We start from the raw sequence: 25469 nt of genomic DNA, 5'->3' as shown, positions 1-25469 counted from the left end.
TGCAAATTGCACTTAGAGATGATAGTTTGCATTATTTTTGAATTCTGATTGAGGTGTGCATCTAGATGACCCACTCAAGGCATTGTGAGACGGTGGCGCTTTTATACCATAAATATGCATAATAAAGGAAGCTGTTAGGGAAAGAAAAAATACTTGGCAGAAAGATTTCTAAAAGAAGTGAAAAAATGGAGGGAAACTAATGTGTTTGATTTGTGATAGAATTAAAATGATTAATGAAGGTGAAAATCCATATTTTGTCTGTGAACTAGAGACAGGGTTTGTAGTTTTGGGTGACTATCAAAGATTTAAGGGATATACATTGTTTTTGTGCAAAAAGCATGTGGCTGAATTGCATGACTTTCCATATGATTTTAAAATGAAATATTTAGAAGAAATGTCATTAGTTGCAGAGGCGGTATATAATGTGTACAAGCCGGAAAAGATGAATTATGAATTGTTAGGTAATGGAGATACACATGTTCATTGGCATCTATTTCCCAGGGTAGAAGGAGACACACCTATAAGAGGTCCAGTGTGGTTGCTACCAAGGGAGGAAATGTGTAGTGATCAATTTAAGCCGTCTGTGGTAGAGTTAGAGGAAAAAACGAGAGAGCTTAAGAAAGAAATAGAAAGAATTTTAAAATAATAGCGTATTGTTGAGATTATGTAGAATGTGAGATTAGCCAAGAAAAGGGGAGGGCACTAATGAAAACGATAGGTATCATCGGTGGAATGAGTTGGGAATCAACAGCAACATATTATCTTGAATTGAACAGATATATAAATAGAACACTTGGCAGCTATTATAGCGCAAAGTGCATTTTGTACAATATTCAATATCAAGATATAAAAGATATTCATAAGAATAATGATTGGGACCGTGCAGATGACATTCTTGCCGAAGCGGCATTAACACTCCAAAGAGCAGGTGCTGATTTCATAATTTTGGCGACCAATACAATGCATATTGTTGAGGCAAGAATTAGAGAAGCCATTACAATACCTTTTTTACATATTGCAGAAGTTATGGCGGACAGACTTCTTGAGGATAATATTAAGACAGTAGGGTTGCTTGGTACACGTTTTACAATGGAAAAGGATTTTTACAAAAAAATATTAACTGACCGTGGAATTAAGGTTTTAATACCTGATGAAAACCAGATTGATAAAATACATAATATTATCAACACAGAGCTGATTTTGGGTGATATCAATGAAACATCCCGAGAATGCTTTTGTAATATTATTGTTTCCCTTAAACAAAATGGTGCCGAGGGTGTTATACTAGGATGCACCGAGATTGGATTGCTAATCAGGCAGAAAGATAGTATTTTGCAAGTATATGATACAGCACTGCTACATGCTACTGCAGCGGCGGAATATGCAATTTATTAAAATAGTTATAAATACCGCTTGACTGTAAAGTGACTTTATACATTAATGTACAACTAACATAAATTAAATTTACAGCAAGCAAGGAGAACGTGATATGAAAGTAAAGGAAGTGGAGGAGCTTCTTCAGATTACGAGAGCTAATATTCGTTTTTATGAGACGGAGGGGTTGTTAAGACCTGAACGGAGTGAAAATGGATATCGTTCTTATAGTAAAGAGGATGTCGAGCAGTTAAAGAAGATTATATTATTTCGTAAGCTGGGTATTTCTATTCCGGATATCAAGAAAATATTTGATGAGGAAGAAACAATCTCAGCAGTAATTAGCCAAAATATTCTTACATTAAATCATCAGTTGAGCGAAATAAAAGGAGCAATCGATGTCTGTAAGCGAATTGAAAAGGATGCAGATAGCAATTCGTCCTTTGATTTTGAAAAGTACTGGAATATAGTAGAACAAGAGGAACTTGCCGGAAGAGATTTTTATGACAATCTGAAAGATTACATTGAGTTTGAGGGCAATACATTTAAGAGCATTTGGAGCAGCGTTTTTTTCTATGATTTGGATGGAAGTGTAAAAAAACGTGGATGGCTAATTGCACTTTTGATTATTTTGGGGATTTGTGTGATTCGTGGACTTGCTTATCAATTTGTCTGGAAGTGGGGAAGTTTTTGGTATGGATTTGCATACCCATTTGTCCTGTTTCTAGTGATTAGCAGTATTACTTCACCTATGTATATTCTTAATTACATATATAATGAAAAAGAATTAATCGAGGAGCCACCAAAAGTTAAAAAGAGAAAGATACCGCTATCTGGATTGTGGAAATTACTGGGATTAATTATGTACTTTATTCTGTTGTTAATCGGTATTCCGATATTTTGGGAAAAGATTATTTATAACAATGTAATGGGAGCAGAAACAAATTATATTATTACAGGTTCCCCTTTCATTTTGTACATCATTGTAGCTTTATATTTGTTTTGCCTGACCATTTGGTTATATTCCAGTCATGGTCTGTTTGGAAATGCTGTTACAAAGGAAAAAGGGTTTCAGCCACATCTTCCAGAACGTGTAAAAAAGAAAGTTATGGCAGTTTCAGTCGCTATTTTTATAATAACCGTAATTGTTTATGGTACATGGTATGATTGTATAACAGAAGAAGGAATTACAAAAAGACATTTCTTTTGGACAAAAAGTTATTCGTGGGAGGATGTCGGCTATTATATGTTATCGGCGAATTTTGATGGGACTCTGCAATATACAATTATAATGAAAGATGGAACGCCTATTTCATTAATGGGAGGCATCAGTTCTTCAAATCTGGATAAGAAAGAATATCCGGAAGGCGAAGATGATTTTATTCTACAGTTGACAGAGCAATTTGCGAAGCAGGGTATTCTTATAAAAGTAAATAGCTGGGAAAAGCTCCATAAGAAATTAAGTTATGATTATTGGGATGAATATGTAGATGAGATACGAGCAATCGCGGAATGAGGTAGTATATAATGTGTACAAGCTGAAAAGATTAATTACGAATTGCGAGACGGGTATATTCATGTTCATTGGCACCTATTTCCCAAAGTAGAAAGGGACACGCGATAAGAGGTCCGGAGTGGTGTTACCAAGGGAGGAAATGTAGAAGGTGAGGAAAAGTCTATGATAAAAGTATTTTTTGTCCGTCATGCTCAGCCGGAATACGATTGGGAAGATGATAGAACAAGACCGTTAACGAAAGAAGGAAAAATCGATGCGTTGTCAGTGAAGAATTTTTTGATGGATAAAAAAATTGACTATTTTTATAGTAGTCCGTATAAACGTAGTATTGATACAATAGGGGAAAGTGCTGCATATTTAAAAAAGGAAATACATACCGATGAACGTTTAAGGGAAAGAGAAAAGGGAGCAGATGGAAATAATCACGGAATGTTTCAGAAGCGGTGGGAAAATCATCAATACCATGAAAATGGTGGTGAATCCATTGCAATGGTTCAGAAAAGAAATATTGCTGCTTTGATGGAGATACTGAGAAAAAATGAAAAGAAAAATGAGGATACATCCGTTGTAATAGGTACGCATGGAACAGCCTTAAGTACAATCTTAAATTTTTATGATTCAAGCTATGGCTGTGATTCGTTTCTAAGAATAATAGACTGGATGCCTTACATTATTGAACTTGATTTTGAAGGAGAAACACTTGTTGGGAAAGAGGAGCATATCCATATTGAAAAAGAATTTAAGGGAAAAATGCGGGCTGATAAATCATAGGCTATAATAGGTTAGAGAATACATTCTATTTAGACATTTTTTGAAGAACAGAACATGAACACTCTATTAGGGGACGGTGAGATGATACTTGCCATCCTTGTTTTTTGTACAGGAAGAAAGATGATAGAATTCTATAAATCGGAGAAATAAATATTTAATTTATTTAGTTTTTGTATTGACAAACAAAATAAAAAGGATTATATTATATTTTGTTAGTTGGCAATGAAACTAAATAAATTATAGCGGAGGTAAAAAAATGAATAAAAATAATATAATGAATAAGTTAATGGAAATAACGCATCAGCCCTTTTTGATTTTTGCAAATCAAGTGGAGCAAAAGACGGATAATGCTTTTGAAGCATTGCTGCTATTATCAAAAGAAAAGGATGTAACGGCAGGTCGTATTTCTGAATTCTTGGATATCAAACCATCGAGTGTTACGCAAATTATAAAAAAGCTTGAAGCAGCAGGAACAGTTGAACGTGTAAAATCGGAGGAAGACGCCAGAGTTACATACGTCAAACTGACAGAGAAAGGCTGGGAAAGTATCAAAGACCGAGGCACGATTGCTTCAAGCCTTAGAGATGAGTTATTCAAAGGGTTTACGGAAGAAGAACTGGAAAAGTTGGAGGAGTATTTAACGCGTATTGCGGATAATATTTCGAGTCATGAATTTCAATCAAAATTGAATGAAATTTTTAGCGATGATAGGAGATGGCAGCATTTTAGTCAGATGTCAGCTCATTTGGGACGTGCGCGTGAACAAATGTTAGAGCGCAGCGGGTTCGATGGATTCGGTGGTTTCGGAGAAGATTTCCGCGGCGGATTTGGCGGAGACGGAAGATTCTTTGGAAGGGGGCGCAGATAATGGAAGGAGGAAGACCGGATGAAGCAGTCAGAAAAGATGGCACAAAATTTTCATTTAGACAATTTTTTAAGCTGATTACCACAACGAAACCCAAATATCATCTTTTGATAATAGGTATACTGCTGTTGATTGCATCCTCGAGCGTACAAATTTATGTACCCCAATTAGCATCATCATTAGTCAATAACTTTTCAAAAGGAATCGACTATCAATTACTGTTAAAGGTAGTCTTGCTATTTGTGGGCTCTGCGATTATTTCAGCAATAGGAGGAACGGTCCTTGGTATTTTCGGAGAAAATGTCATCCAAAACTTAAGAAAAAATCTCTGGTTTAAATTGACAACGTTAAAGGTAAAATATTTTGATACCATTAAGTCCGGTGAGATTTCAAGCCGTTTAGTCAATGATACATCACAAGTAAAACAGCTGCTTGCCACTACTTTTCCGCAAACCATATCCAGTATTATTTTGGTGTTAGGCTCTGTCTATATGATGATCAGAATGGATTGGCGCATGTGTTTGGCAATGCTGATAGTAGTTCCGATTGTGATGATTATTATGTTGCCTATTTTCGGATTTGGAACAAAAGTAGGACATATGAGACAGGATGCTCTTGCAGAATTTAACGGAATTGCCAGCGAAACACTAAGCGAAATCCGTCTGGTAAAGACATCCAACGCGGAAAAACAAGCTCAAATGCGGGCTGAACGCGAGGTGGATAAGCTATTCAAGGTCGGCAAAAAAGAGGCTGTCTTTGATGCGACTATGCAGCCGATTATGATGATGGCGATGATGAGTATGATTTTTGGATTATTGGCTTATGGGATGCATCGAATTGCCATTGGAGCAATGGCGATTGGCACACTGATGAGCTTCCTCATGTATCTGTTTAATCTGATTGGAGCAATGCCGAGTGTTGCAACCCTATTTACCGAGATGGCCAAAGCAGCTGGTTCTACGAAACGGGTTCAAGAATTACTGGATGAAGAACCTGAAGATTTGCAAGGAGGACAGCTTATCGATCTGACTGGTAAGAAGCTTAAAGTTACTAATATTGATTTTGCTTATGAAAACGATGAGCCAATTTTAACAGGAGTGTCTTTTGAGGCAAATCCAAATCAGATCATTGCTTTCGCAGGGCCGTCAGGCGGAGGAAAGTCTACAATATTTAGTTTGCTTGAAAGATTTTATGACCCCAGCCGCGGAGTCATTCAATTTGGCGATACCGATATTCAAGATATTAATTTAACGGATTATCGAAGTCAAATAGGTTTTGTTTCGCAGGATAGCGCGATTATGGCAGGGACGATCAGGGATAATCTAACCTATGGATTGCAGAAAGAATTTAGTGATGATGAATTATGGGAAGTTCTGGAACTTGCTTATGCCCGTCAATTTGTCGAAGAAATGCCCGATGGGTTATTGACTGAAGTGGGTGAACGTGGGGTTAAGATTTCAGGAGGCCAGCGGCAGCGAATTGCCATTGCCCGCGCATTCTTACGTAATCCCAAAATTCTGATGCTGGATGAAGCAACCGCCAGTCTTGACAGTGAATCGGAGATGATGGTACAAAGTGCGTTAGTTAATTTGATGAAGGGACGCACCACCTTAGTGATTGCCCATAGGCTTGCTACGATTGTCGACAGTGACAAGATTTATTTCCTTGAAAAAGGCAAGATTACCGGAAGTGGGACACATGGTGAACTTGTTGAAAGTCACGAAACTTATGCGAAATATGTGAGTGAACAATTTAGAGTTGAGACTCCGTTATTGTCGGTCTAGGGAGAGTAAAGATTATTTACTGTTTCATAAAAGAGTAACTCCATCTAAAAAGATGGGGTTACCCTTAAAAATTATACGCTTCAATTTTACTAATAGCCATCAAAACAAGGTTGAAAAGTGTTCTTTGATAGAAAATGACAAATTGAAATCACTTTATCACATATCCATTATTTTCAAGGATTTTTATAGACTTATCAAAGTTTTCCTCCTTAGTTAAAATATAATCTGTATTGTATGTTGACACTGCAAATATTCCGATACTGTCCTCTGCCAATAACGTAGAGATTTTTGACAAAATACCGATAAGAGAAAAATCTAATACTCCTTGTATTCTAAAAGCCTTCCAGCCATTATCACATTCAATTACATTTTTAGGTACTAAGTTTGTACTGCACACTAATGATAATTCTTCATCTGTCTTACTAATAAAGCAAAATTTATCTGAATAATCTATTTGTGATAAATCTTTTACTTTGCATATTGAAAATTCTTGATTTATTATTTTTAACTCCATTCAATCATCCTCCTTCTTACACTTATTCTTCTGAAACTTCAATATTTTTCGTTCTAAGAATCAATAAAATTCTTGTAATGAGCAGCATACAAGGCAGCTCAATCAGTGGTTCTATCAGCATAATCAAATGTATAACCGGCTCATTGGGAAATGCCATCAGTGCAATTCCGAGTGTCATCGGAGAATTTTTCGCAATAGTTGTAAGGGTTAGACTTGCGGTATTCTCATAGCTATATTGAAAGACTTTACCAATTATTTGAGCCAAAATAAAATTGATGATATAAAATAATATAATTGGGATCAGCAACTTGGCGATTATATTGAGGTTTGCTAAAAGAATGTTTCCTTTAGAAGCGAACATTGCGGCTATGGCAAGTGCCAGTAAAATTGTTTGGAGCGGAGTGAAAATACTAAGTATTTTTTCTTTTCTTTCTTCATCCTTGAATTTTCTCAAAAGTACTTTTAATGCTTGAGCAAGACCAAACGGAATAATCAACATAAATAATATGCTGGATAAAATGGCCTGTATATTTACAGTTCCGGACACGCTTCCCATGATATATAGATAAACTGGAAGTAATACGATTTGTAAAATAAGATTAACGGGTAATACAGACGCTGAAAGAGGTACATTTCCTTTCGCTGTGCCTGTAAAGACAAGGTACCAGTCTGTGCAAGGCGTTACCATCAACATGACAAGCCCAAGTTGCATTGCAAACGAGTTTGCAAGAAATATTTTGCCAAGCAAAAATATTAATAAAGGTGTCCATACAAAATTAATCAATACGGTAGTAACAGAGAACTTTATATTTCGAAACGCTCTTCTAAAATCTCGTACCGGAGTATTTAAGAACACTCCAAATAACATAACAAAGAGAAACGGCATCACAAAGTTTTCGGCATACCGTTCTACGAATGCGATATTTCCCAGCAGCAATCCTGTTACGATTGCGATAAACAAAATCGGTGTCTGAAATTTTTCTAATATATTCACTGTATTTTTCTCCTGATGTCAGAATAGATTAATTTCTTTCTATGCCATTATACACTATATTAAGTCTGGAGGCATAGATGTTGATTTATATGGTAAAATCTCAGAGATAAAAATTGCCGCATTTGAAAACGGCTTTTGCAGGCGGAGAGATACAATACTTACTTGGAAAATAGAAATTTTTACAACAGACATAAATATTCTATGTAATCCTTTTAATCTGACAGTTCTGTTACCGAATGCAAGGCATTTGGAATAGCAGAGCGGATGATGACAGAAATGTACTGTACTGTCTTTTCACGGTTACGAACAGAACGATCCACAATCCACTCAACCAACATACCAGCAATAGCCTCCGTATAGAATTGGCTGAGAAATATCTTGAAATCATCAGGTATTAATAATTTTTGTGTTTTTTCAGATTGCTCGATAAAGGAGCGTACAATGTCAATGAAATCAGCACAAAAGAATCGTTTTAATTCATCTCGCCCAACGGAATAATAAATATTTTGCAGAAATTCCGTATTTTCTTCTACATAGTCCATAACAAACAACACCGCTTCTTCATACTCTGCTATCAAATCAAATTGTTTTACTACCTCAATAGCCTCCAGTTCTAATGTCCATTTGAGCAGAGCATAAATATCCGTAAAATGATAGTAAAAAGTTTTTCGGTTTACGCCGCAATCATTTATAATTTCACTTACTGTTACTTTTGAAAATGGTTTTTTACTTACCTGTTTTTTTAATGATGCCGCAAGAGTCTTTTTTGTATTCAGGCTTGTTACTTCATGTTTCATCTTATCACCTCTATTTTTTATTATATATGCTTTAAGTACCTTATTCAACGGGTAATACAGGACATTTGTCCGGTACATTAAAAAAACATATTTGACCATCAACTATCCCTAATTTGTCCGAATTTTCACCATTTCACTGTGATTTGACCGTGGTATATAACTGACGAATTTTTTATAATGCATTCAGAAACCATCAGAAAGGAGTAAATGATAATGAACCAACAAAATTATAAGGTTATTCTAGAAACCCCATTGGGCAATAGAAACGGTATATTAGAGCTTAATATTTCCAAAACAAAAATTGACGGCTACCTGTATATTTTTAAAAACAGGGAGCCTGTCACTGGAGAATTAAGTAGTGATGGTTCATGCCGATTGAGGGGAAAATTCGTTACACTGATGAGCGAATTTTATTATGAGGCAACTGGGCGCATAGATTGCGACTATGTTGATTTGATACTTCATGGACGAAGCAGCGTCTTTCAAATGAAGGGAATTGCCTCCACTCAAGCCGAACAGCATAAGGAGGAAGAACATGAGTTACATTGAAATGGCCCATAGCTATAAGCGATACAAAATAGGAGGTAACGAAATTATAGCCAACCGAGATGTAAGCTTTTCTATTGAAAAGGGTGAGCTTGCAATTATTTTAGGGTCTTCTGGAGCCGGAAAATCTACAGTATTGAATATACTAGGAGGAATGGACACGAATGACGAAGGTAAAGTAGTAATTGATGGAAACGATATTGCTGGCTATACACAGAATGAACTGATTACTTATCGAAGAAACGATGTAGGGTTCGTTTTTCAATTTTATAATTTGGTGCAAAACCTAACATCAAAAGAAAATGTAGAACTGGCATCTGAGATTGTAAAGGATGCACTTGACCCTGTACAGGTATTAAAGGATGTGGGACTCGAAAATCGAATTGATAATTTTCCGGCCCAGTTATCTGGCGGCGAGCAACAGCGTGTGGCAATTGCCCGTGCAATTGCTAAAAACCCAAAGATTTTGCTGTGTGATGAACCGACAGGGGCATTGGATTATAATACGGGCAAGCAGGTACTTCAAATTTTACAGGATATGAGTCGAAAAAAAGGCGCTACGGTAATAATCGTCACCCATAATGCCGCGATCGCCCCTATCGCAGACCGTGTGATCTATATGCATGATGCAGGCGTAAAGAAGATAGAAATAAATCCAAATCCCCAGAAAATTGCAGATATTGAATGGTAGGTGAGTATTTTGAAAAGTAAAACGCTATGGAAAGACATTAAAAAATGCTTCTTAAAATCAAAGGGCCGATTTATTTCGATTGTTTGCTTAATTGCATTAGGCTCCTTTGCTCTTGTGGGACTCCAAGTAACCGGCTCTAATATGCGTAAGACGGGAGAACACTATTTTGAGAAGCTGAATCTGGCGGATATTTGTATCATCGGTGACTACGGAATTGATAAAGAAAACCAAAAAGCCATTAACAAGGTATCAGGAGCAGACAAGATTGAATATGGCTATTTAAAAGATGTAGTAATCCAAGATACGATTACTAGTATTCGCATCTTTTCCGACACGGAGGATTTATCTGTCTATGATGTTGTGGAAGGAAGGCTTCCGGAGACGGCGACGGAAATTGCAATTGCTGATATATATAATGCAGATTACCAAATCGGTGATACGGTAGCTTTTACGGAAAAAGAGGATGTTTCCGGTGAGACAGCCCTTAAAACCCATGAATTTCAGATTGTAGGTTTTGTGAACTCTGGAGAAATGCTTTCCATAATCAACATGGGGCAGTCAACAGCCGGAACCGGTGAACTGCAGGGGTACGCTGTGGTGGATTCTTCCGCCTTTGACTATGAGGTTTATATGATTGCCCGGATTTCATTTGAGGATACAAAAGGTGTAGACCCCTATTCAAATGAGTATACAGAGCTGATTCAAAATCACAAAAATGAGCTAAATGAACTGCTGGTTAATCAACCAACCCTACGTTTATCTTCTATCAAAGAGGAATATCAAGATAAGATTGATGAGGGGCAGAGCGAGGTAGATAATGCCAAGAAAGAGCTGGCTGATGCAGAGCAGGAACTTGAAGATGGCGAAATCGAACTGGCTGATGCGAAACAGAAATATGCGGATGGTTTGGATGAATATAACAAACAGAAAGCAGATGCCAATCAGCAGTTGGATGATGCCAGAGAAGAACTCGAAAATGGTGAAAACGAACTGACTGATGCGAAACAAAAATATACAGACGGTGTGGCTGAATATAATAAGCAGAAGAGAAATGCCGAACAGCAATTATCGGATGCCAAAGCAAAGCTTGACGACGCAGCAAAACAGATTGCGGATGGTGAAAGTGAGTTGACTGCGAAGCAACAGGAATTTGCAAAAGCAGAGTCCGATTTACAGGAAGCCCGTGCAGAGCTTAATAAAGGGTGGAACGAATATAACGAGAAATCCGGAAAGTTAGAAGAACTGAAAGAAGCGAAGGCACAACTTGACGCCGCGCAAATGCAATTTGAAGCAGGCATTGCCGCTGCCGAAGCGGCTACGGGAATGACAATGGCACAAATAGAAAACGCACTCCCAAGTATGAAGGCTCAACTTGACAATTTGAGTGCGCAATATGAAATGCTTTCTCAACTTGCAGCGCTAAAGGTGTCAAGAGATGCTGCGGTGGGAACGCCAGAATATGATGTGCTCAATCAACAATATCAAGCGGCATTGCAAGCCGCCAACCTATCAGAACAAGCGGCAGACACATTGCTTGCGCAGCTTGACAATATGCAGGCTCAAATTGTAACAGCGCAAACACAGTACAATCAGCTTGCGGGACTTGTAGAAACCCAAAATACTCTTTTGCAAAAATGGGCGGAGTATAACGCTGCGGCAGAGCAAGCAGCGGGAGGCGAAGAACAGCTTGCCGTTGCCAAGCAAACACTTGAAAGTGGTGAAGAGAAATATACTGCAAAAAGTGCAGAGCTTGAGACTGCCAGAAAACAAATTACAAAAGCAGAAAAAAAACTGGCTTCAGGGAAGCAATCTTATCAGGAAGGGCTTGCAGAATATAATTCAAAGAAATCAGAAGCAGAAACAAAACTCGCTGCTGCAAACGCACAGCTAGATGAAGCTGCTATAAAAATTGCTGATGGCGAAAAGAAACTCGCTGACGGATGGCAGGAATACTACGATAAAAAAGAGGAGGCTGATACAAAGCTGACTGATGCAGAAGCAGAGTTAGCCGAAGGCGCAGCAGAAATTGCGGAGGGTGAAAGAGAGCTGGTCGACGGACGTCAGGAATATGACGAGAAAAAGCCAGATGCTGAACAGGAGATCGAAGATGCCGAAGCCAAGCTGGCGGGTGCTCGGGAAACGCTGAAAACATTGAAACTGCCAATATACACATTGGATACTCGGAGGGAAGTTCCGGGTTCAGAGGGATACCGAATTTACAACAGTGTTTCGACGATCATTGATGCGCTTGCAGATATATTCCCTATCTTTTTATATTTTGTTGCTGCATTGGTGACACTGACTACAATGACTCGCTTTGTAGATGAAGAACGGATAAATTCCGGGACATTGAAAGCATTGGGGTATAGCAATAAGGACATAATTAAGAAATTCATTGTTTATGGTTTTTGCGCAAGTTCTATAGGGGCGGCCATAGGTATTGTAGCTGGGCATACCGTGCTTCCTATGATTGTATATAACGCCTATGGGCATAGTTTTAGCATTCCACAAATTGAATTGTATTTTTATCCTGGAATTACGGTTATAGCTATATTGCTGGCATTTGTGAGTGCGGTTGTTCCAGCATATATTGTCGCTGCAAGGGAATTGAAAGAAAAACCTTCGGCACTTTTGCAACCAAAGCCTCCGGAAGCAGGATCAAAAATTTTTTTAGAACGGATCAGCCAGATATGGAATCGGATGAGTTTTACACACAAGGTAACCGCACGAAATATCTTCCGTTATAAAAAGCGAATGCTCATGACTATCTTCGGTGTGTGTGGTTCGGTAACACTTATATTTGCAGGCTTCAGCGTACAACATTCTATTTCCGGCATAAATGATAGGCAGTTTGGCAAAATCATACAGTATGATCTGATTGTGGCTAAAAATGATAACTTGAATGAAGAGAAGACAAATGAGATTGATCAGCTTTTGGCTTCTAATGAAGTCAATCAGCAATTACCTATTCTTTATGATGAGATGACAAAAATTGCAGGAGATAATCAGGATAAGCAGGAAATTAAACTAATCGTTCCCGAGGATGCGGAGGCATTTAAAGACTATATCAGTCTGGTGAACCGTTCTACAGGAGAAGAACTAGAACTGTCGAAGGATGGTGCTGTCATTTCAGAGCGGCTGGCAAAACTGTTGGATGTGAAAATCGGAGATACGATAACTGTAACAGATTCAGAAAATTACGAGCGGAAAATGATGATTTCTAATATTACAGAAATGTATACAGGACACTTCATTTTTATGGATATGGACTACTATCAGACTGTTTTTGCAACAACCTATTCTTCCAATGCCAATATGGTAACTTTAGATGACCGCTCCATAGAAAACGCAAATGAACAGGCAAGTGAATTTGTGAACCTGGACGGTGTAAAAGGTGTGGTTCAGAATACTACGATGAAGAATCAAATCAATACCATCGTCCAATCTCTAAAAATGATTATGCAGGTACTAATTATTGTGGCGGTATTACTAGCTGTGGTAATTCTCTATAACTTGACGAACATCAATGTCTCAGAACGAATTCGAGAATTATCTACGATTAAGGTTCTGGGTTTTTACAACAAAGAAGTGACCTTGTATATCTACCGAGAAACAATTCTTCTAACCCTACTTGGAGTTTTAGCGGGCTTCGGACTTGGAGATGCTCTTTATCTTTACATAATTTCCGTTGTACCGCCTGATGAAGTGATGTTTAATCCGGCACTGGGAGTAAAGGCATTTCTAATTCCTGTGCTGGTAGTATGTATGATTACCGTGGTGCTCGGTGCAATAATCAATCACAGGCTCAAGAATGTCAACATGTTAGAAGCGCTTAAGTCGGTAGAATAACATACTGGAGTGTCCCAAAGACTGCGTAAACCTCCAAACTGATGTAAATGTAATTACAACAGTTTGGAGGTTTTATATTATGTCAAAGAGAATACGAAATAAATACTTATTTAGAAAGCTCTGCATAATCGTTGCGGTACTCTAAGGGAGTTTTATTTGTATTGCGCTTAAAAACTTTGATAAAGTAACCACAATCCTCAAAACCTACATTTTCTGCAACAGTACGGATAGGCCAGTTTGTTTCAATTAAATGCTCTTTTGCGCGTTCGATTTTGACCTGATTTACATAATCAGATAGACAACCTAAATTCTCTTTCGCAAATAATTTGCTGAAATAACTGGGAGAAATATTACATAATGCGGCCATCCTCTCGAGAGTTATTTTCTCCTTTGGATGTTTTTTAATATAGGTTAGAGCAGGCTGTATAATCAAATAAGTTTCGTTTTTTATATGCTTGTGAAGGGGATATATCATATTTTGATCATCATCATTTAAGTATTTAGTTTTATCAAATTGATTGGCTTCTTGGCTCTTGGGGGTCGATGTAATCAGAGCCTTATACCCTGCTTCATTAACACAATAGTTACCGATATGTAAAAGCATGTTAGCCAGAGCCATGATTTTATCTAAACGCATAATCGGCAGTTTATTATAGCTTTCCCTAAAACTTACATCCTTCATCGGATCAAAAGTTAGATTAACATTATGTAGAATACGTTCCGGAGCGTATAGAGAATCAAGTTGAGATAAGATCACCTGACCCGCCATAAATGCACCCAAATATAAATCATTAACAATAATCGGGATGGCAAAATCAACAATACCTGCATGACAAATATAAATAAAAGGTTTACGATTTCTAGCCGCTTCAAGACCACCATGAGAATTACATTTTTCACAGTAACTTCCATATTTGGAGGATCTAACATTCTTGCAGAATTCACTGCAATTACTATGCTTGGTAAGTGGCTTTCCCATATAATCTACAGTGATGATTGCCAGATCGGTAGCTAATGCAATATCATCTTGAATTGTTTGAAATTTTCTAGGGTTCACGATTTGAGTTATATCAGTGAAGGTTGCTCTCATAATAATCCTCCTAATGTTGACAAAAATAAAGAATAACAATTGATGGGAAAATATTGCATGATATTGCTACATATAACCATTATATATGTGTAAAAGTAATAAGTCAAGAATGGTAAATAAGTTAAATATAGTGCAATTGCACAATAAATATATTGATATAAATAAAAATGAATTTTATTAAAATTTAATTAAAATTATTTAAATTTACAACCGCTTATTTGGATGAATGTATTGCATAATACAATGTTATTTTTTTTGAATTATATATAATTAATTCCAGAAGTCAGTGATTTAATCCAATAACTATGCGCTTTAGTTACACACAAAGATGAATGAATAGCCGATATTGTACGCTGGCTAAATAAGGATACAAATTAATCTGTTGTAATAACAGTAAAACTTAGAGAAGGAGGTATTTTAAATGACAAAATCTCAATTTAAAAACTCAAATAAGGTGTTAATGCTTGCATTATCTGTAATTATGGCATGCAATATTTTTGGCTTGGTTACCATATTAATGGCAAAGGGGTATATGAATGTTTCGAATAGAGTGGTTATAGAATTGATTGTTATGCATGTTGTAGCAGAGATTGTATATGTTGTAATTTGGATTACGAGGAAGGATACCGTACTGCTGCTGAATGTATCCGCCGTATCTTATATGATATTGTATACGGCGTCTATGATAGGCTTATGCTCTAACAATGCATATATTTATGTGTTTCCATTACTAATTGTATATATATTATTTAAAAATCGTAAAGTAGTGATAGGCGTATCGATCTATCAGCTCCTTATTAATATAGTGGTTGCAATTATGTTGCTGGTAAAGAAAGGAACAGGGTATGAGATTTTAGAAACTGTTCAAATGCAGATGGTTACATCTATTTTGGGGTGTATATGTGCAATTACAACAGATTATTTGTCAAGAAAGCATGAACAGGAACAGCAGCAAAAAATCATGGCTGTTTCAGAAAAAAACAGAAAGATGTCAGAGGAAGTAGCTGGTTTGGCAAAAGATGTCATCGAAAGTATAAAAGGTGCAAAACCTTCTATACATCGAATCTATGATACGACGCAAATCGTAAGTGCATCGTTGAATACCATTTCGCAAAGTACCCATGCTACGTTAAGTGCAGTGGAAAATCAGGTCGAAGTAACAGAAGAGATTAAAATGATAGTAGAAAAGGCTTATCAAGAAACAAATCATATTGTGGAGATTACCAAAGAAACGAATGGAGTTATTCGGAATGGAGTTGAGATAGTAGAAGAATTAAATCAAAAAGCTATTGTAGTGAAATTATCAAATGAAGAAACAAAAAAGGCAACAGAGCATCTACAGCAAAAATCAATAGATGTCAGAAAAATCACAGAGATAATACTCAATATTTCTAGTCAGACCAATCTTCTTGCATTGAATGCATCCATCGAGGCAGCTAGGGCAGGCGAAGCTGGAAGAGGCTTTTCCGTGGTATCTGATGAAATTCGTAATTTAGCAGATCAGACAAGAGTGGAAACAGTAAACATTGCTACTATTCTGGATGCATTAGCACAGGATGCACAAGTAGTTTCCGATAAGGTGAAAAATAATGTAGAAGGTAGTAAAAATCAACAGAAGATGATAGAGGAAACGAATGAAAAGTTTTTATACATTCAAACAAAAATGAAGCAGTTGTATGAAGCAATAGAATCACTCAACAGTATGATGAAGCATGTTCAGAAATCAAATAATCGGATTGTGAACAGTAATATGACATTATCAACGACAAGTCAAGAAGTAACCACGAGTACGGAGAAAGCAATGACGGTAAGCAGTCAAAATGTAGAATCAGTAGAACATTTTAATGAAGGTATTAATGATATTGAGAAGATAGCAAAAGAGTTGCTTTTTATTTGGAATAAGTTTTCGGAAGTATAATGAATCAGGACAAGCAGAATATCTGGACTTGCTGCTTCAGGTATATTCCATCAGAAAAAAGGTACTAAAAAATAATTGAAAATGGGAAAATATTATATAAAAAGCTAAATATTACCATGATTGTTGAGGCTAAGTATTGTGTAAAGGATAGTAAAAGTTTATATAATACTATTTGTGCAATAGCCATTTTTACGAAATAAATATATTGAAAAATGTAGCTAAATAAATAGAAAAAATAAGAATTTACTACTGGTTATTTATATAAGTGTATTACATAATTTGATGTTATTTCAAATCAATTTTTTTATAATTAATCATGAAAAACAACACGAAAACAACTGAATTATAAGTAATAATTCACAAAAAAAGAGTCTTGAAAATTGAAAGGAGATTTTTATGAGAAAAGCATTTATTTGTCCGTCAAAATATGTACAGGGAGAAGATGAGTTACTCAATCTTGGCTACTTTGTTAAGGAGTTTGGAAAGTCAGCATTATTGATTGCTCATCCGGACGATGTAGCCCGAGTAAAATCAAAATTAGATTCTACAGTGGAAAAATTCCAAATCACCTTTGTTGAAAGTGGATTTTGTGGTGAGTGTTCAAGACAGGAAGTAGAACGTTTACAAAAGCTGGCGAAAGAGAAAGGATGTGCCTGCACGATTGGTCTGGGAGGCGGCAAAGCAATTGATACTGCAAAATGCGTAGCGATGGGAGATAATTTGATTATATGCCCGACAATTGCGTCAACTGATGCACCAACAAGCCATTCTGCTGTTCTTTATACACCGGAAGGTGCTTTTGAAGACTATGCATATTTTAGACAAAATCCCAGCGTAGTGTTAATTGATACCACCGTAATTTCAAATGCACCAACCCGTTTTTTGGTATCAGGTATGGGTGATGCGCTTTCTACATATTTTGAAGCCAGAGCAACCTCAAGATCTTATTCCAATGTAAATGCTGGTTTGCCGTGCGGTTATCGCGAGAAGGTATGCGGTGAAGCAAAAGGAACAAATACAGCTATGGCACTTGCGACCTTATGTTACCAGACCTTAATAAAGGATGGTTTAAAAGCAAAGATTTCCAGTAATAGCAATGTGGTAACAGCAGCACTGGAAAATATCATTGAAACTAACATCCTGTTATCGGGCCTGGGATTTGAAAGTGGTGGACTTTCAGCAGCACATGCAATTCATAACGGTTTAACGATGCTGGAGGGTACACATAAATATTTCCATGGTGAAAAAGTTGCATTTGGTACCATTGCTCAACTTATATTAGAAAATGCCCCTACAGAGGAAGTGAATGAAGTATTGGATTTCTGCGTTAGTATAGGTTTGCCTGTATGCTTATCGGATATTGGTGTAGATACGATTACGAAGGAAGAGGTAATGCAGGTAGCTAAAAAAGCATGTATTCCGGAGGAATCCATCCACTCAATGCCATTCCCGATTACTATTGAGGCGGTAGCAGCAGCGATTATTACAGCAGATGCTATTGGTAAAGCTTATAAAAACAGATAAAAAGATAGGGAGGTATTATATGAAGAAGATTATTAATAAACCGGAAACGTTTGTATATGAATTATGCAATGGTATTGTATCTGCGCATCCTGAACTTAATTTTGTAGAAAAATATAAAATTATTACAAAGAAAGAAATAAATAAGAATAAAGTTAGCCTTATTAGTGGCGGCGGCAGCGGGCATGAGCCTGCTCATGCCGGATTTGTTGGGAAAGGGATGCTGGATGCAGCAGTATGCGGGGATGTATTTGCTTCCCCTTCTCAAATACAGGTGTATCAGGCAATTAAAGAAACAGCGAGTGATAAAGGAACTTTGCTTATCATAAAAAATTATAGCGGCGATATTATGAATTTTAAAAATGCAGCATATCTGGCAGGTGAAGATGGAATCCAGGTTGACTATATCAAAGTTGACGATGATATTGCGGTGCAAGACAGCCTATATACCGTAGGCCGCCGTGGTGTTGCCGGGACAGTGCTTGTACACAAGATTGCAGGAGCCAGTGCTGAACAGGGTAAAAGCTTACAGGAGGTTAAAGAGGCGGCACAGAAAGCGGCAGATAATGTTAGAAGTATTGGTTTTGCCTTCAGTTCCTGTACAGTTCCTGCAAAAGGAACACCAACCTTTGATATTGGAGAAGGAGAGATGGAATATGGTGTAGGTATTCATGGTGAGCCGGGGATAAAAAGAGAAAAGATTATTTCCGCAGACGAGCTGGCGCAAAGAATGGTTGAAGCACTTTTAGAGGATTTAAAGATAAAGGAATCCTCGGATGAAATTGCCTTGCTGATCAACGGATTTGGCGGGACTCCTTTACAGGAATTATACGTTCTTAATCATGCAGTTACCAGGGAACTAACTCATAAGAATATTGTTATTAATAGAACCTTTGTCGGTAATTTTATGACCAGTATCGATATGTTAGGTGCATCGGTATCCATTATGAGGCTGGATGATGAATTATCAGAACTTCTTTCTTTTCAGTCTGATGCACCGGCATTTAAGGTGGATGGACCGGTGGATAAGGTACAATATATTGATCTGGCAGCATCAAGAAAAGAGATAAAGAATGTCTCCTACCAGGTGGAGACAAATGAGGTTTATTCGGTGATTCATAACGATCAGATAACACTGAATAATATGATTTATATCATTGATAAGATGAGTGAATGTATTATTAGAAATGAAGTTCCGTTCTGTGATCTTGACTCACATGCAGGGGACGGTGATTTTGGTATGAGTGTTGCAAAAGGATTTAAGCAGCTAAAAGAAGAATGGAAAGATATTCTTAAGAAAGAACACTCCATCGGATCTTTCTTAGAGGATTGTTCTTTGGTTATTATGGAGTATTGTGGTGGGGCGTCAGGTCCTATCTGGGGTTCAGCATTTAGAGCCGCCGGAAAGAGTACCAGTAATAAACTCTCACTAAACCAGGCTGATTTTGCAGATATGCTGCAAGCGGCAGTGAATGGAATTCAAAAAACCGGAGAACGTTCTTTTGGTAGGGGAGCTGTTGTAGGAGACAAGACATTGATTGATGCATTGGTACCCTGCGCCAATTCATGGACAGAATGTGCCAAAACGTCCACTGATATGAAGAGTGCATTTGAAATGGGTGCATTTGCGGCTGTTGAAGGAGCTAAAGCAACTGAAAAAATTGTGGCAAGAATGGGACGTGCAGGCACGGTCGGAGAGAGAAGCCTAGGTTATCCTGATGCAGGAGCATATGGATTAGGTGTTATATTTACCGAGATTTCACAGAGCATTAAAATCGATTATTAATGAAAGGAGCGAATATGTTATTCAATAGTTTTAGTTTTAAAGCTGAAGATGGAATTGATGTATTTGTTTATAACTGGAATCCGGATAATGGAGTTAAAGTGAAGGGAGTAGTGCAGATAGCGCACGGTATGGCAGAGACGGCTGCAAGATATGAGAGATTTGCAGAAATACTTACCGGAAATGGATATGTTGTTTACGCAAATGACCATCGTGGACATGGAAAAACGGCAGGTAATCTGGAAAATTTAGGTTATTTAGCTGAGAAGGATGGATTAGAGTATCTTGTGAAAGATATGCATCAATTAAGCACAATTATTCTTAATGATCACCCAACGTTGCCTATATTCTTATTTGGACATAGTATGGGCTCCTTTGCATCACAAAGATATATTATGCTCTACGGTGATGAGTTAAAAGGTGTAATTTTATCCGGTTCCAATGGAAGCCAGGCGTTGTTGCATAAAATTGGATTTTTCGTATCAAAGCGTGAAGTGAAAAAGTACGGCAGAAAGGCTAAAAGCGATAAAATGAACCAGCTTTCTTTTGGCAGCTACAATAAACATTTCAATCCAAACAGAACAGAATTTGATTGGTTAAGCAGAGATAACGATGAAGTAGATAAATATATCACTGATCCATATTGTGGAAGTGTATTTACAGCAGGATTTTTTTATGACTTTATGAAGTTGTTTAAAATCATTGACAAAGAAAAAAATATGGAACTAGTACCAAATAATCTACCAATCTATCTATTTGCAGGAGATAAAGACCCTGTTGGTAATTATGGAAAAGGAGTGATAAAACTTTTCAATGCATATAGGAAGCATGGCATAAAAGATATCACGATGAAGCTGTATTCTGATGGAAGGCATGAATCACTTAACGAAATAAATAGAGAAGAAGTTATGGCGGATGTGGTTAAATGGCTTGATAAAAATCTGCAATAATCTTTTGACATTTTTGGGATGCTCATTTTATCAAATACATGAGCATCCCTTATATTTTTTGTGGAGAAAGCAAAATGAACATTACAAAGTAGGAGGAATTGAGTCTAAAATATAAACCAATAATAATGTTTAAATTTTATGATAAAGCTTATAAATAATCATAGTCATATCTTCAGCTGAAACGCTGGAATCATTTTTTAACCAGGCAATATAGGTATTAAACAGAGAGCCGGCATACGCTTGAAGGATATAGTATAACTCATAAGATTCTATCTCTTTATAATAAGTCTCAATCATATAGGAGCTTAGTGCATCTAATAGCAAATACCCCATTTCTATTTTTAGAATGCAGCGTATAAAATCTTTGTATTTCTCAAAATATTTGAACGAATGAAGGATTCGAACGTAATCTCCATATGTTTCTTGCGGCTCTAGCTTCCGAATTTCATTTTTATAGGACTCTATGATTTCATCCATATAGTCCTGAAAAACTTCTTCTTTGGATGAATAATTCCTATAATATGTCATTCGTGAAACCCCTGCTCGTTTGGCTAATTCTGATATTGAAATGGTGGATAAGGGTTTCTGGTCTGCCAGATGCATTAATGCGGTAACAATACATTCTCTAGCTAAAAGATTAGCTTGATTGCTTTTTTTCATAAACAATTCTCCCTGATTTGTAACAGTTAAGTGGCCTTGTATTGAATCTTTCAGAGTTGAGTGTTACAATTTGTAACAGCTTCATATTGTAAAGGATTTAAGAAAAAAAAGCAAGTAGAAGGAGAGAAATATGGAAAAAACATATCAGTTAATCAGAAAATTTACAATTGCCCCTGTAATGGCAGTTATTATGTTAATTACGTTATGGTTTTGTAAGTCAGTTATCTTTCAAAATCAATATTTTTTGTACAGTAGCATAGTTTTTTTAGTAATACTCCCATCTATGGCATATCCCTTGCAAAAGTATATACCGGGTTTCCGGAATTGTGGTAGAGAGGGACAAAGAAATCTGGCTATAATATTTGCTGTTGCGGGATATGTTTTAGGATGTATTGTGAATTTGTTTTTTCATTCCACAATAGAAATGTGGTTTATTTATCTGGAATATTTGTTATCAGGTCTCTTAATTTTTCTAATAAACAAAATAATCCATGTTAAGGCAAGTGGGCATGCATGCGGAGTATTGGGACCTATAGTTCTTCTGTTGAATTTTGGAGTATATAAAGCAATTATTCCGGGTTTTGTATTAATCGTTGGTGTATTTCTTTCCAGTCTAAAATTAGGCCGGCATACTGCTGGGCAGTTATTTGGAGGTAGTTTTATTCCGATTGTAGTTATCGTTTTTTTAAATATAATATTTTGAGAAGGAAAAATTAGCATGAATCGTGTTGGGACTATAATTGGAGTCCATTTAAGCACCACTCATTATTCCCCATGAAAATTTTTCTGATATTCGTTAAAACTATCCGAAATATTTTTATTCATATGAAAAAAATGATTTAAGATATTAATACTATCTACTGTTTTCGGATTAACGCTATGCTCCATTAACTCTGTCTGCTGTAATAAATCATTCTCACAGTTTATTATTTTAAGAAAGTTTTCAATTATATTATGGCGTTCTAAAAGGTATTCACCTAAATTCTTACCACTTTCACTTAATACGATGATTCCATATTTTTTATAATGCAGTAATCCCATCTCTCCAAGCTTTTGTACCATTCTAGAAGCAGATGCAGCTTTAACATGAAGCAGTTCAGCGAGTAAATGAATGCGGATATAACCATCCTTTAAGCTGTTACGGTAAATCATCTCCAGATAGTCTTCCATTGCAGAGGTTAATTTATTTTTATTCTGTTCGAGAAGCTGATAGCCGCGTACTGTATGAAATTCATTATTAACCAAAATTTTCACTACCAGAATTATTTACTTATTTTTACTATATGCAGTAACATATGAATTTATATTACATATGTTAGAGGAGTATAAAAAAGTTACTCACCGCTAAATTAGAAACAGTAATGGATAGAAATGATGGAGGCAAATCAATGAAGGAAAAAAGGATATCACTTAATAACCTGCCGCTTGGAGAAAAGGCAATCGTCAAGGAACTTATTTCAGAGGGGACCATTCGTAGAAGGATGTTGGACTTAGGCTTGATTACAGATACTGTAATTGAAGCATTACAGCGAAGCCCTTCGGGAGATCCTGTCGCTTACGATATTAGAGGGGCAGTCATTGCATTACGTTCCGAAGAAACTTCAAAAATCTTGGTTGAAGTAATATAAACATGAAGCCTAATACAAAGAAAAAAGGAGAAGGTAAAATATGGGCTTAACAAGCCGGTCAACAGGAGCAGGAGTGCTGAATGGTGAACTTAAGATGGAATGCTTGAGCGAAAATGATATAGTGATTGCATTAGCCGGAAATCCGAATGTCGGAAAAAGTACGGTATTCAATGGACTGACAGGTTTAAATCAACATACAGGTAACTGGCCCGGTAAAACAGTTACAAATGCGCAAGGTAAATATAAGCATAAGGATAAAAATTTTATTTTAGTAGATTTACCGGGTACCTATTCACTTATGTCGAATTCCGTTGAAGAAGAAATTGCCCGCGATTACATTTGCTTTGGAAATGCAGATGCAACGATTATTGTTACGGATGCAACCTGTCTGGAAAGAAATTTAAATCTTGTCCTTCAAACACTGGAGATAACATCCGATGTTGTAGTTTGCGTGAATCTTATGGATGAGGCTAAACGGAAAAAAATAAATATTGATCTGAAAGAACTTTCCGAGCAGTTAGGTGTTCCGGCTATCGGCACCAGCGCAAGAAGCGGCAAAGGTCTAAAGGCTTTGATGGATGCCGTTTATGAGAATACAAATAAGAAAGGGGTCCATACACCGCTGCAGATTACATATGATGATATCATGGAAGAAGCGGTTGATGTACTGGAACCTGACATAAAGGAACTGGTAAAAAATAAATTAAACAGTCGATGGGTTGCACTTAAGCTGATTGAAGGAGATGAAGCATTCATAAAATCTCTTCAAAAGCATCTGGATTATAATATCATCTTAGATAATAAGATTCAACAGAAGATAAACGAAGCACGTGAGAAACTGGGGATGGATGGTATTGATCATAATATGCTAAGAGACAGAACCGTATCCCATATTGTCGGAGTAGCAGAAGAGATAGGTAATAAGGTAATCTCTTATGAGAATGAAAAGTATAATCATACTGACCGTAAAATTGACCGTATCCTGACTTCTAGAGTTTTTGGTATTCCGATTATGATTGGACTTTTGGGCGTAATATTCTGGATTACTATGAGTGGAGCGAATGTTCCGTCTAAGATGTTGGCTGACTTTTTGTTTAGAGTGCAAGATGGTCTAACTGAGTTTTTTACTTGGGCTGGAACGCCCTCCTGGGTGCATGGTGTTTTGGTCTTGGGAATTTATCGTACTTTGGCTTGGGTTATTTCGGTTATGCTGCCTCCTATGGCTATTTTCTTTCCGCTGTTTACACTCTTGGAGGATTTGGGATATTTACCAAGGGTTGCATTCAATCTCGACAATTTCTTTAAAAAAGCATGTGCAAGCGGAAAACAGGCGTTGACCATGTGTATGGGATTTGGCTGCAATGCGGCAGGCGTCATAGGCTGTAGAATTATTGATTCACCAAGGGAAAGACTTATCGCAATTATCACGAATAATTTTGTTCCCTGTAATGGTCGATTTCCCACTCTGATTGCAATTATCACGATGTTTTTTGCGGGAGCGGTGGCAGGTCCTTTTCAATCGATTATATCCACATTGTTGCTAACCGGAGTGATAGTTTTGGGTGTATGTATGACATTGTTCATTTCAAAAATATTATCCAAAACAATTTTAAAAGGTCTGCCATCCTCGTTTACATTGGAGCTTCCGCCATATCGAAAACCGCAGATAGGAAGGGTAATTGTAAGGTCAATTTTTGACAGAACATTATTTGTTCTTGGCCGCGCCATAGTGGTAGCCGTTCCTGCCGGATTAATCATATGGCTTTTAGCTAATATTTATGTTGGTGATTTAAGTGTCCTATCACATTGTGCAGGATTTTTAGATCCTTTTGCAAAATTGCTGGGTTTAGACGGCTATATTTTAATGGCATTTATATTAGGGTTTCCGGCGAATGAAATCGTTGTACCTATTATAATTATGAGTTATATGGCAACCGGTAACTTATTGGAGATGGATAGTCTGGATCAGCTGAGAGAATTACTTGTATCACATGGCTGGACTTGGGTTACCGCTGTTTGTACAATGCTTTTTTCCTTGATGCATTGGCCATGCGGAACCACATGCCTGACAATCAAAAAGGAAGCGGGAAGCTGGAAATGGACTGTAGTTTCATTTCTTGTTCCGACAATAACCGGTATGACTATATGTTTTATTTTTGCAAATACAGTTAGACTGATTAGTTTGATTTAAGCTAAAGAACCAGAATTAAGAGTGTTA

22 protein-coding genes are annotated in these 25469 nt (G+C 36.9%); 16 read left to right on the top strand and 6 right to left on the bottom strand.

The genetic code is table 11. From position 1 onward, the window contains the following. The first annotated feature begins 199 nt into the window (after positions 1-199). The 6 genes from CTY48_RS12105 (at position 200) to CTY48_RS12080 (ending at position 6310) form a co-directional block, all read left to right on the top strand. Positions 200-646, top strand: a complete 447-nt coding sequence (locus CTY48_RS12105; RefSeq protein ID WP_099468740.1) for an HIT family protein — start codon at positions 200-202, stop codon at positions 644-646. Between the two features lie 59 nt (positions 647-705). Continuing rightward, positions 706-1395 carry an aspartate/glutamate racemase family protein gene (locus CTY48_RS12100; RefSeq protein WP_099468739.1) on the top strand — a complete coding sequence of 230 codons (690 nt, stop codon included), beginning with the start codon at positions 706-708 and terminating at the stop codon, positions 1393-1395. Between the two features lie 94 nt (positions 1396-1489). Continuing rightward, a complete protein-coding gene (locus CTY48_RS12095) occupies positions 1490-2890 on the top strand; it encodes a MerR family transcriptional regulator (protein WP_099468738.1) in 1401 nt (466 codons plus the stop codon). A 162-nt stretch (positions 2891-3052) separates the two neighbouring features. Beyond that, entirely contained in the window at positions 3053-3661 is a 609-nt protein-coding gene (locus tag CTY48_RS12090; RefSeq protein WP_099468737.1) for a histidine phosphatase family protein, read from the top strand. 256 nt (positions 3662-3917) lie between these two features. Then, positions 3918-4529 carry a MarR family winged helix-turn-helix transcriptional regulator gene (locus tag CTY48_RS12085; protein ID WP_099468736.1) on the top strand — a complete coding sequence of 204 codons (612 nt, stop codon included), beginning with the start codon at positions 3918-3920 and terminating at the stop codon, positions 4527-4529. Further along, positions 4529-6310 carry an ABC transporter ATP-binding protein gene (locus CTY48_RS12080; RefSeq protein WP_099468735.1) on the top strand — a complete coding sequence of 594 codons (1782 nt, stop codon included), beginning with the start codon at positions 4529-4531 and terminating at the stop codon, positions 6308-6310. The genes CTY48_RS12085 and CTY48_RS12080 overlap by 1 nt, the downstream gene beginning before the upstream one ends. Before the next feature lie 148 nt (positions 6311-6458). On the opposite strand, the gene CTY48_RS12075 is transcribed toward CTY48_RS12080, so the two are convergent. From CTY48_RS12075 to CTY48_RS12065, 3 genes are all read right to left on the bottom strand, one after another. Beyond that, the gene (locus CTY48_RS12075; protein ID WP_099468734.1) at positions 6459-6824 is read right to left on the bottom strand and encodes an ACT domain-containing protein; all 366 of its coding nucleotides are present in this window, start codon (positions 6822-6824) and stop codon (positions 6459-6461) included. A gap of 22 nt (positions 6825-6846) precedes the next feature. Continuing rightward, entirely contained in the window at positions 6847-7818 is a 972-nt protein-coding gene (locus tag CTY48_RS12070) for an arsenic resistance protein (protein ID WP_099468733.1), read from the bottom strand. A gap of 212 nt (positions 7819-8030) precedes the next feature. After that, positions 8031-8615: a TetR/AcrR family transcriptional regulator C-terminal domain-containing protein gene (locus CTY48_RS12065; protein ID WP_099470149.1), complete on the bottom strand. Its 585-nt coding sequence runs from the start codon at positions 8613-8615 to the stop codon at positions 8031-8033. 213 nt (positions 8616-8828) lie between these two features. Between CTY48_RS12065 and CTY48_RS12060 the strand changes: the two genes are divergently transcribed. The 3 genes from CTY48_RS12060 to CTY48_RS12050 are packed head-to-tail and all read left to right on the top strand — an operon-like array spanning position 8829 to position 13701. Then, entirely contained in the window at positions 8829-9164 is a 336-nt protein-coding gene (locus CTY48_RS12060) for a hypothetical protein (protein ID WP_099468732.1), read from the top strand. Next, positions 9151-9852, top strand: coding sequence for an ABC transporter ATP-binding protein (locus CTY48_RS12055; RefSeq protein ID WP_099468731.1), 702 nt, complete (start codon positions 9151-9153; stop codon positions 9850-9852). The genes CTY48_RS12060 and CTY48_RS12055 overlap by 14 nt, the downstream gene beginning before the upstream one ends. Before the next feature lie 9 nt (positions 9853-9861). Next, a complete protein-coding gene (locus tag CTY48_RS12050; RefSeq protein WP_099468730.1) occupies positions 9862-13701 on the top strand; it encodes an FtsX-like permease family protein in 3840 nt (1279 codons plus the stop codon). A gap of 106 nt (positions 13702-13807) precedes the next feature. Here CTY48_RS12050 and CTY48_RS12045 read toward each other — a convergent pair whose 3' ends face one another. Beyond that, complete coding sequence (locus CTY48_RS12045) at positions 13808-14791, bottom strand: PocR ligand-binding domain-containing protein (RefSeq protein ID WP_099468729.1); 984 nt, start codon at positions 14789-14791, stop codon at positions 13808-13810. Between the two features lie 421 nt (positions 14792-15212). On the opposite strand from CTY48_RS12045, the gene CTY48_RS12040 reads away from it, so the two are divergent. The 4 genes from CTY48_RS12040 to CTY48_RS12025 all read left to right on the top strand — a co-directional run bounded on the left by CTY48_RS12040 (position 15213) and on the right by CTY48_RS12025 (position 20963). Then, positions 15213-16709: a methyl-accepting chemotaxis protein gene (locus tag CTY48_RS12040; protein ID WP_099468728.1), complete on the top strand. Its 1497-nt coding sequence runs from the start codon at positions 15213-15215 to the stop codon at positions 16707-16709. A gap of 396 nt (positions 16710-17105) precedes the next feature. Further along, a complete protein-coding gene (locus tag CTY48_RS12035) occupies positions 17106-18233 on the top strand; it encodes a glycerol dehydrogenase (RefSeq protein WP_099468727.1) in 1128 nt (375 codons plus the stop codon). 19 nt (positions 18234-18252) lie between these two features. Further along, positions 18253-20016 (top strand): dihydroxyacetone kinase subunit DhaK, encoded by a 1764-nt coding sequence (gene dhaK / locus CTY48_RS12030; RefSeq protein WP_099468726.1) that lies wholly within the window; start codon positions 18253-18255, stop codon positions 20014-20016. Positions 20017-20030: 14 nt separating this feature from the next. Beyond that, on the top strand, positions 20031-20963 hold the full coding sequence (locus CTY48_RS12025; RefSeq protein ID WP_099468725.1) for an alpha/beta hydrolase: 933 nt from the start codon (positions 20031-20033) through the stop codon (positions 20961-20963). A 129-nt stretch (positions 20964-21092) separates the two neighbouring features. Here the strand turns inward: CTY48_RS12025 and CTY48_RS12020 are convergent, their stop codons facing one another. Continuing rightward, positions 21093-21623 carry a TetR/AcrR family transcriptional regulator gene (locus CTY48_RS12020; RefSeq protein ID WP_099468724.1) on the bottom strand — a complete coding sequence of 177 codons (531 nt, stop codon included), beginning with the start codon at positions 21621-21623 and terminating at the stop codon, positions 21093-21095. Between the two features lie 130 nt (positions 21624-21753). On the opposite strand from CTY48_RS12020, the gene CTY48_RS12015 reads away from it, so the two are divergent. Next, on the top strand, positions 21754-22326 hold the full coding sequence (locus tag CTY48_RS12015; RefSeq protein ID WP_099468723.1) for a hypothetical protein: 573 nt from the start codon (positions 21754-21756) through the stop codon (positions 22324-22326). A 62-nt stretch (positions 22327-22388) separates the two neighbouring features. Here the strand turns inward: CTY48_RS12015 and CTY48_RS12010 are convergent, their stop codons facing one another. Continuing rightward, positions 22389-22868 carry a metal-dependent transcriptional regulator gene (locus tag CTY48_RS12010; protein ID WP_099468722.1) on the bottom strand — a complete coding sequence of 160 codons (480 nt, stop codon included), beginning with the start codon at positions 22866-22868 and terminating at the stop codon, positions 22389-22391. 143 nt (positions 22869-23011) lie between these two features. Between CTY48_RS12010 and CTY48_RS12005 the strand changes: the two genes are divergently transcribed. Together CTY48_RS12005 and feoB are read left to right on the top strand one after the other, a co-directional pair. After that, on the top strand, positions 23012-23251 hold the full coding sequence (locus CTY48_RS12005; RefSeq protein WP_099468721.1) for a FeoA family protein: 240 nt from the start codon (positions 23012-23014) through the stop codon (positions 23249-23251). A gap of 40 nt (positions 23252-23291) precedes the next feature. After that, positions 23292-25442 (top strand): ferrous iron transport protein B, encoded by a 2151-nt coding sequence (gene feoB, locus CTY48_RS12000; RefSeq protein ID WP_099468720.1) that lies wholly within the window; start codon positions 23292-23294, stop codon positions 25440-25442. The last annotated feature ends 27 nt before the right edge of the window (positions 25443-25469 follow it).

It is taken from the genome of Konateibacter massiliensis (assembly GCF_900184995.1).
Classification (GTDB): domain Bacteria; phylum Bacillota; class Clostridia; order Lachnospirales; family Lachnospiraceae; genus Lachnotalea; species Lachnotalea massiliensis.
The sequence above is the reverse complement of the archived record's forward strand: the minus strand, read 5'-3'. Positions and strand labels throughout refer to the sequence as shown.

Bases quoted from the DNA above. Each gene is read 5' to 3' on its own strand.
- CTY48_RS12105 (WP_099468740.1), top strand. From the start codon at position 200: ATGTGTTTGATTTGTGATAGAATTAAAATGATTAATGAAGGTGAAAAT.
- CTY48_RS12100 (WP_099468739.1), top strand. From the start codon at position 706: ATGAAAACGATAGGTATCATCGGTGGAATGAGTTGGGAATCAACAGCA.
- CTY48_RS12095 (WP_099468738.1), top strand. From the start codon at position 1,490: ATGAAAGTAAAGGAAGTGGAGGAGCTTCTTCAGATTACGAGAGCTAAT.
- CTY48_RS12090 (WP_099468737.1), top strand. From the start codon at position 3,053: ATGATAAAAGTATTTTTTGTCCGTCATGCTCAGCCGGAATACGATTGG.
- CTY48_RS12085 (WP_099468736.1), top strand. From the start codon at position 3,918: ATGAATAAAAATAATATAATGAATAAGTTAATGGAAATAACGCATCAG.
- CTY48_RS12080 (WP_099468735.1), top strand. From the start codon at position 4,529: ATGGAAGGAGGAAGACCGGATGAAGCAGTCAGAAAAGATGGCACAAAA.
- CTY48_RS12075 (WP_099468734.1), bottom strand. From the start codon at position 6,824: ATGGAGTTAAAAATAATAAATCAAGAATTTTCAATATGCAAAGTAAAA.
- CTY48_RS12065 (WP_099470149.1), bottom strand. From the start codon at position 8,615: ATGAAACATGAAGTAACAAGCCTGAATACAAAAAAGACTCTTGCGGCA.
- CTY48_RS12060 (WP_099468732.1), top strand. From the start codon at position 8,829: ATGAACCAACAAAATTATAAGGTTATTCTAGAAACCCCATTGGGCAAT.
- CTY48_RS12055 (WP_099468731.1), top strand. From the start codon at position 9,151: ATGAGTTACATTGAAATGGCCCATAGCTATAAGCGATACAAAATAGGA.
- CTY48_RS12045 (WP_099468729.1), bottom strand. From the start codon at position 14,791: ATGAGAGCAACCTTCACTGATATAACTCAAATCGTGAACCCTAGAAAA.
- CTY48_RS12040 (WP_099468728.1), top strand. From the start codon at position 15,213: ATGACAAAATCTCAATTTAAAAACTCAAATAAGGTGTTAATGCTTGCA.
- CTY48_RS12035 (WP_099468727.1), top strand. From the start codon at position 17,106: ATGAGAAAAGCATTTATTTGTCCGTCAAAATATGTACAGGGAGAAGAT.
- dhaK (WP_099468726.1), top strand. From the start codon at position 18,253: ATGAAGAAGATTATTAATAAACCGGAAACGTTTGTATATGAATTATGC.
- CTY48_RS12025 (WP_099468725.1), top strand. From the start codon at position 20,031: ATGTTATTCAATAGTTTTAGTTTTAAAGCTGAAGATGGAATTGATGTA.
- CTY48_RS12020 (WP_099468724.1), bottom strand. From the start codon at position 21,623: ATGAAAAAAAGCAATCAAGCTAATCTTTTAGCTAGAGAATGTATTGTT.
- CTY48_RS12015 (WP_099468723.1), top strand. From the start codon at position 21,754: ATGGAAAAAACATATCAGTTAATCAGAAAATTTACAATTGCCCCTGTA.
- CTY48_RS12005 (WP_099468721.1), top strand. From the start codon at position 23,012: ATGAAGGAAAAAAGGATATCACTTAATAACCTGCCGCTTGGAGAAAAG.
- feoB (WP_099468720.1), top strand. From the start codon at position 23,292: ATGGGCTTAACAAGCCGGTCAACAGGAGCAGGAGTGCTGAATGGTGAA.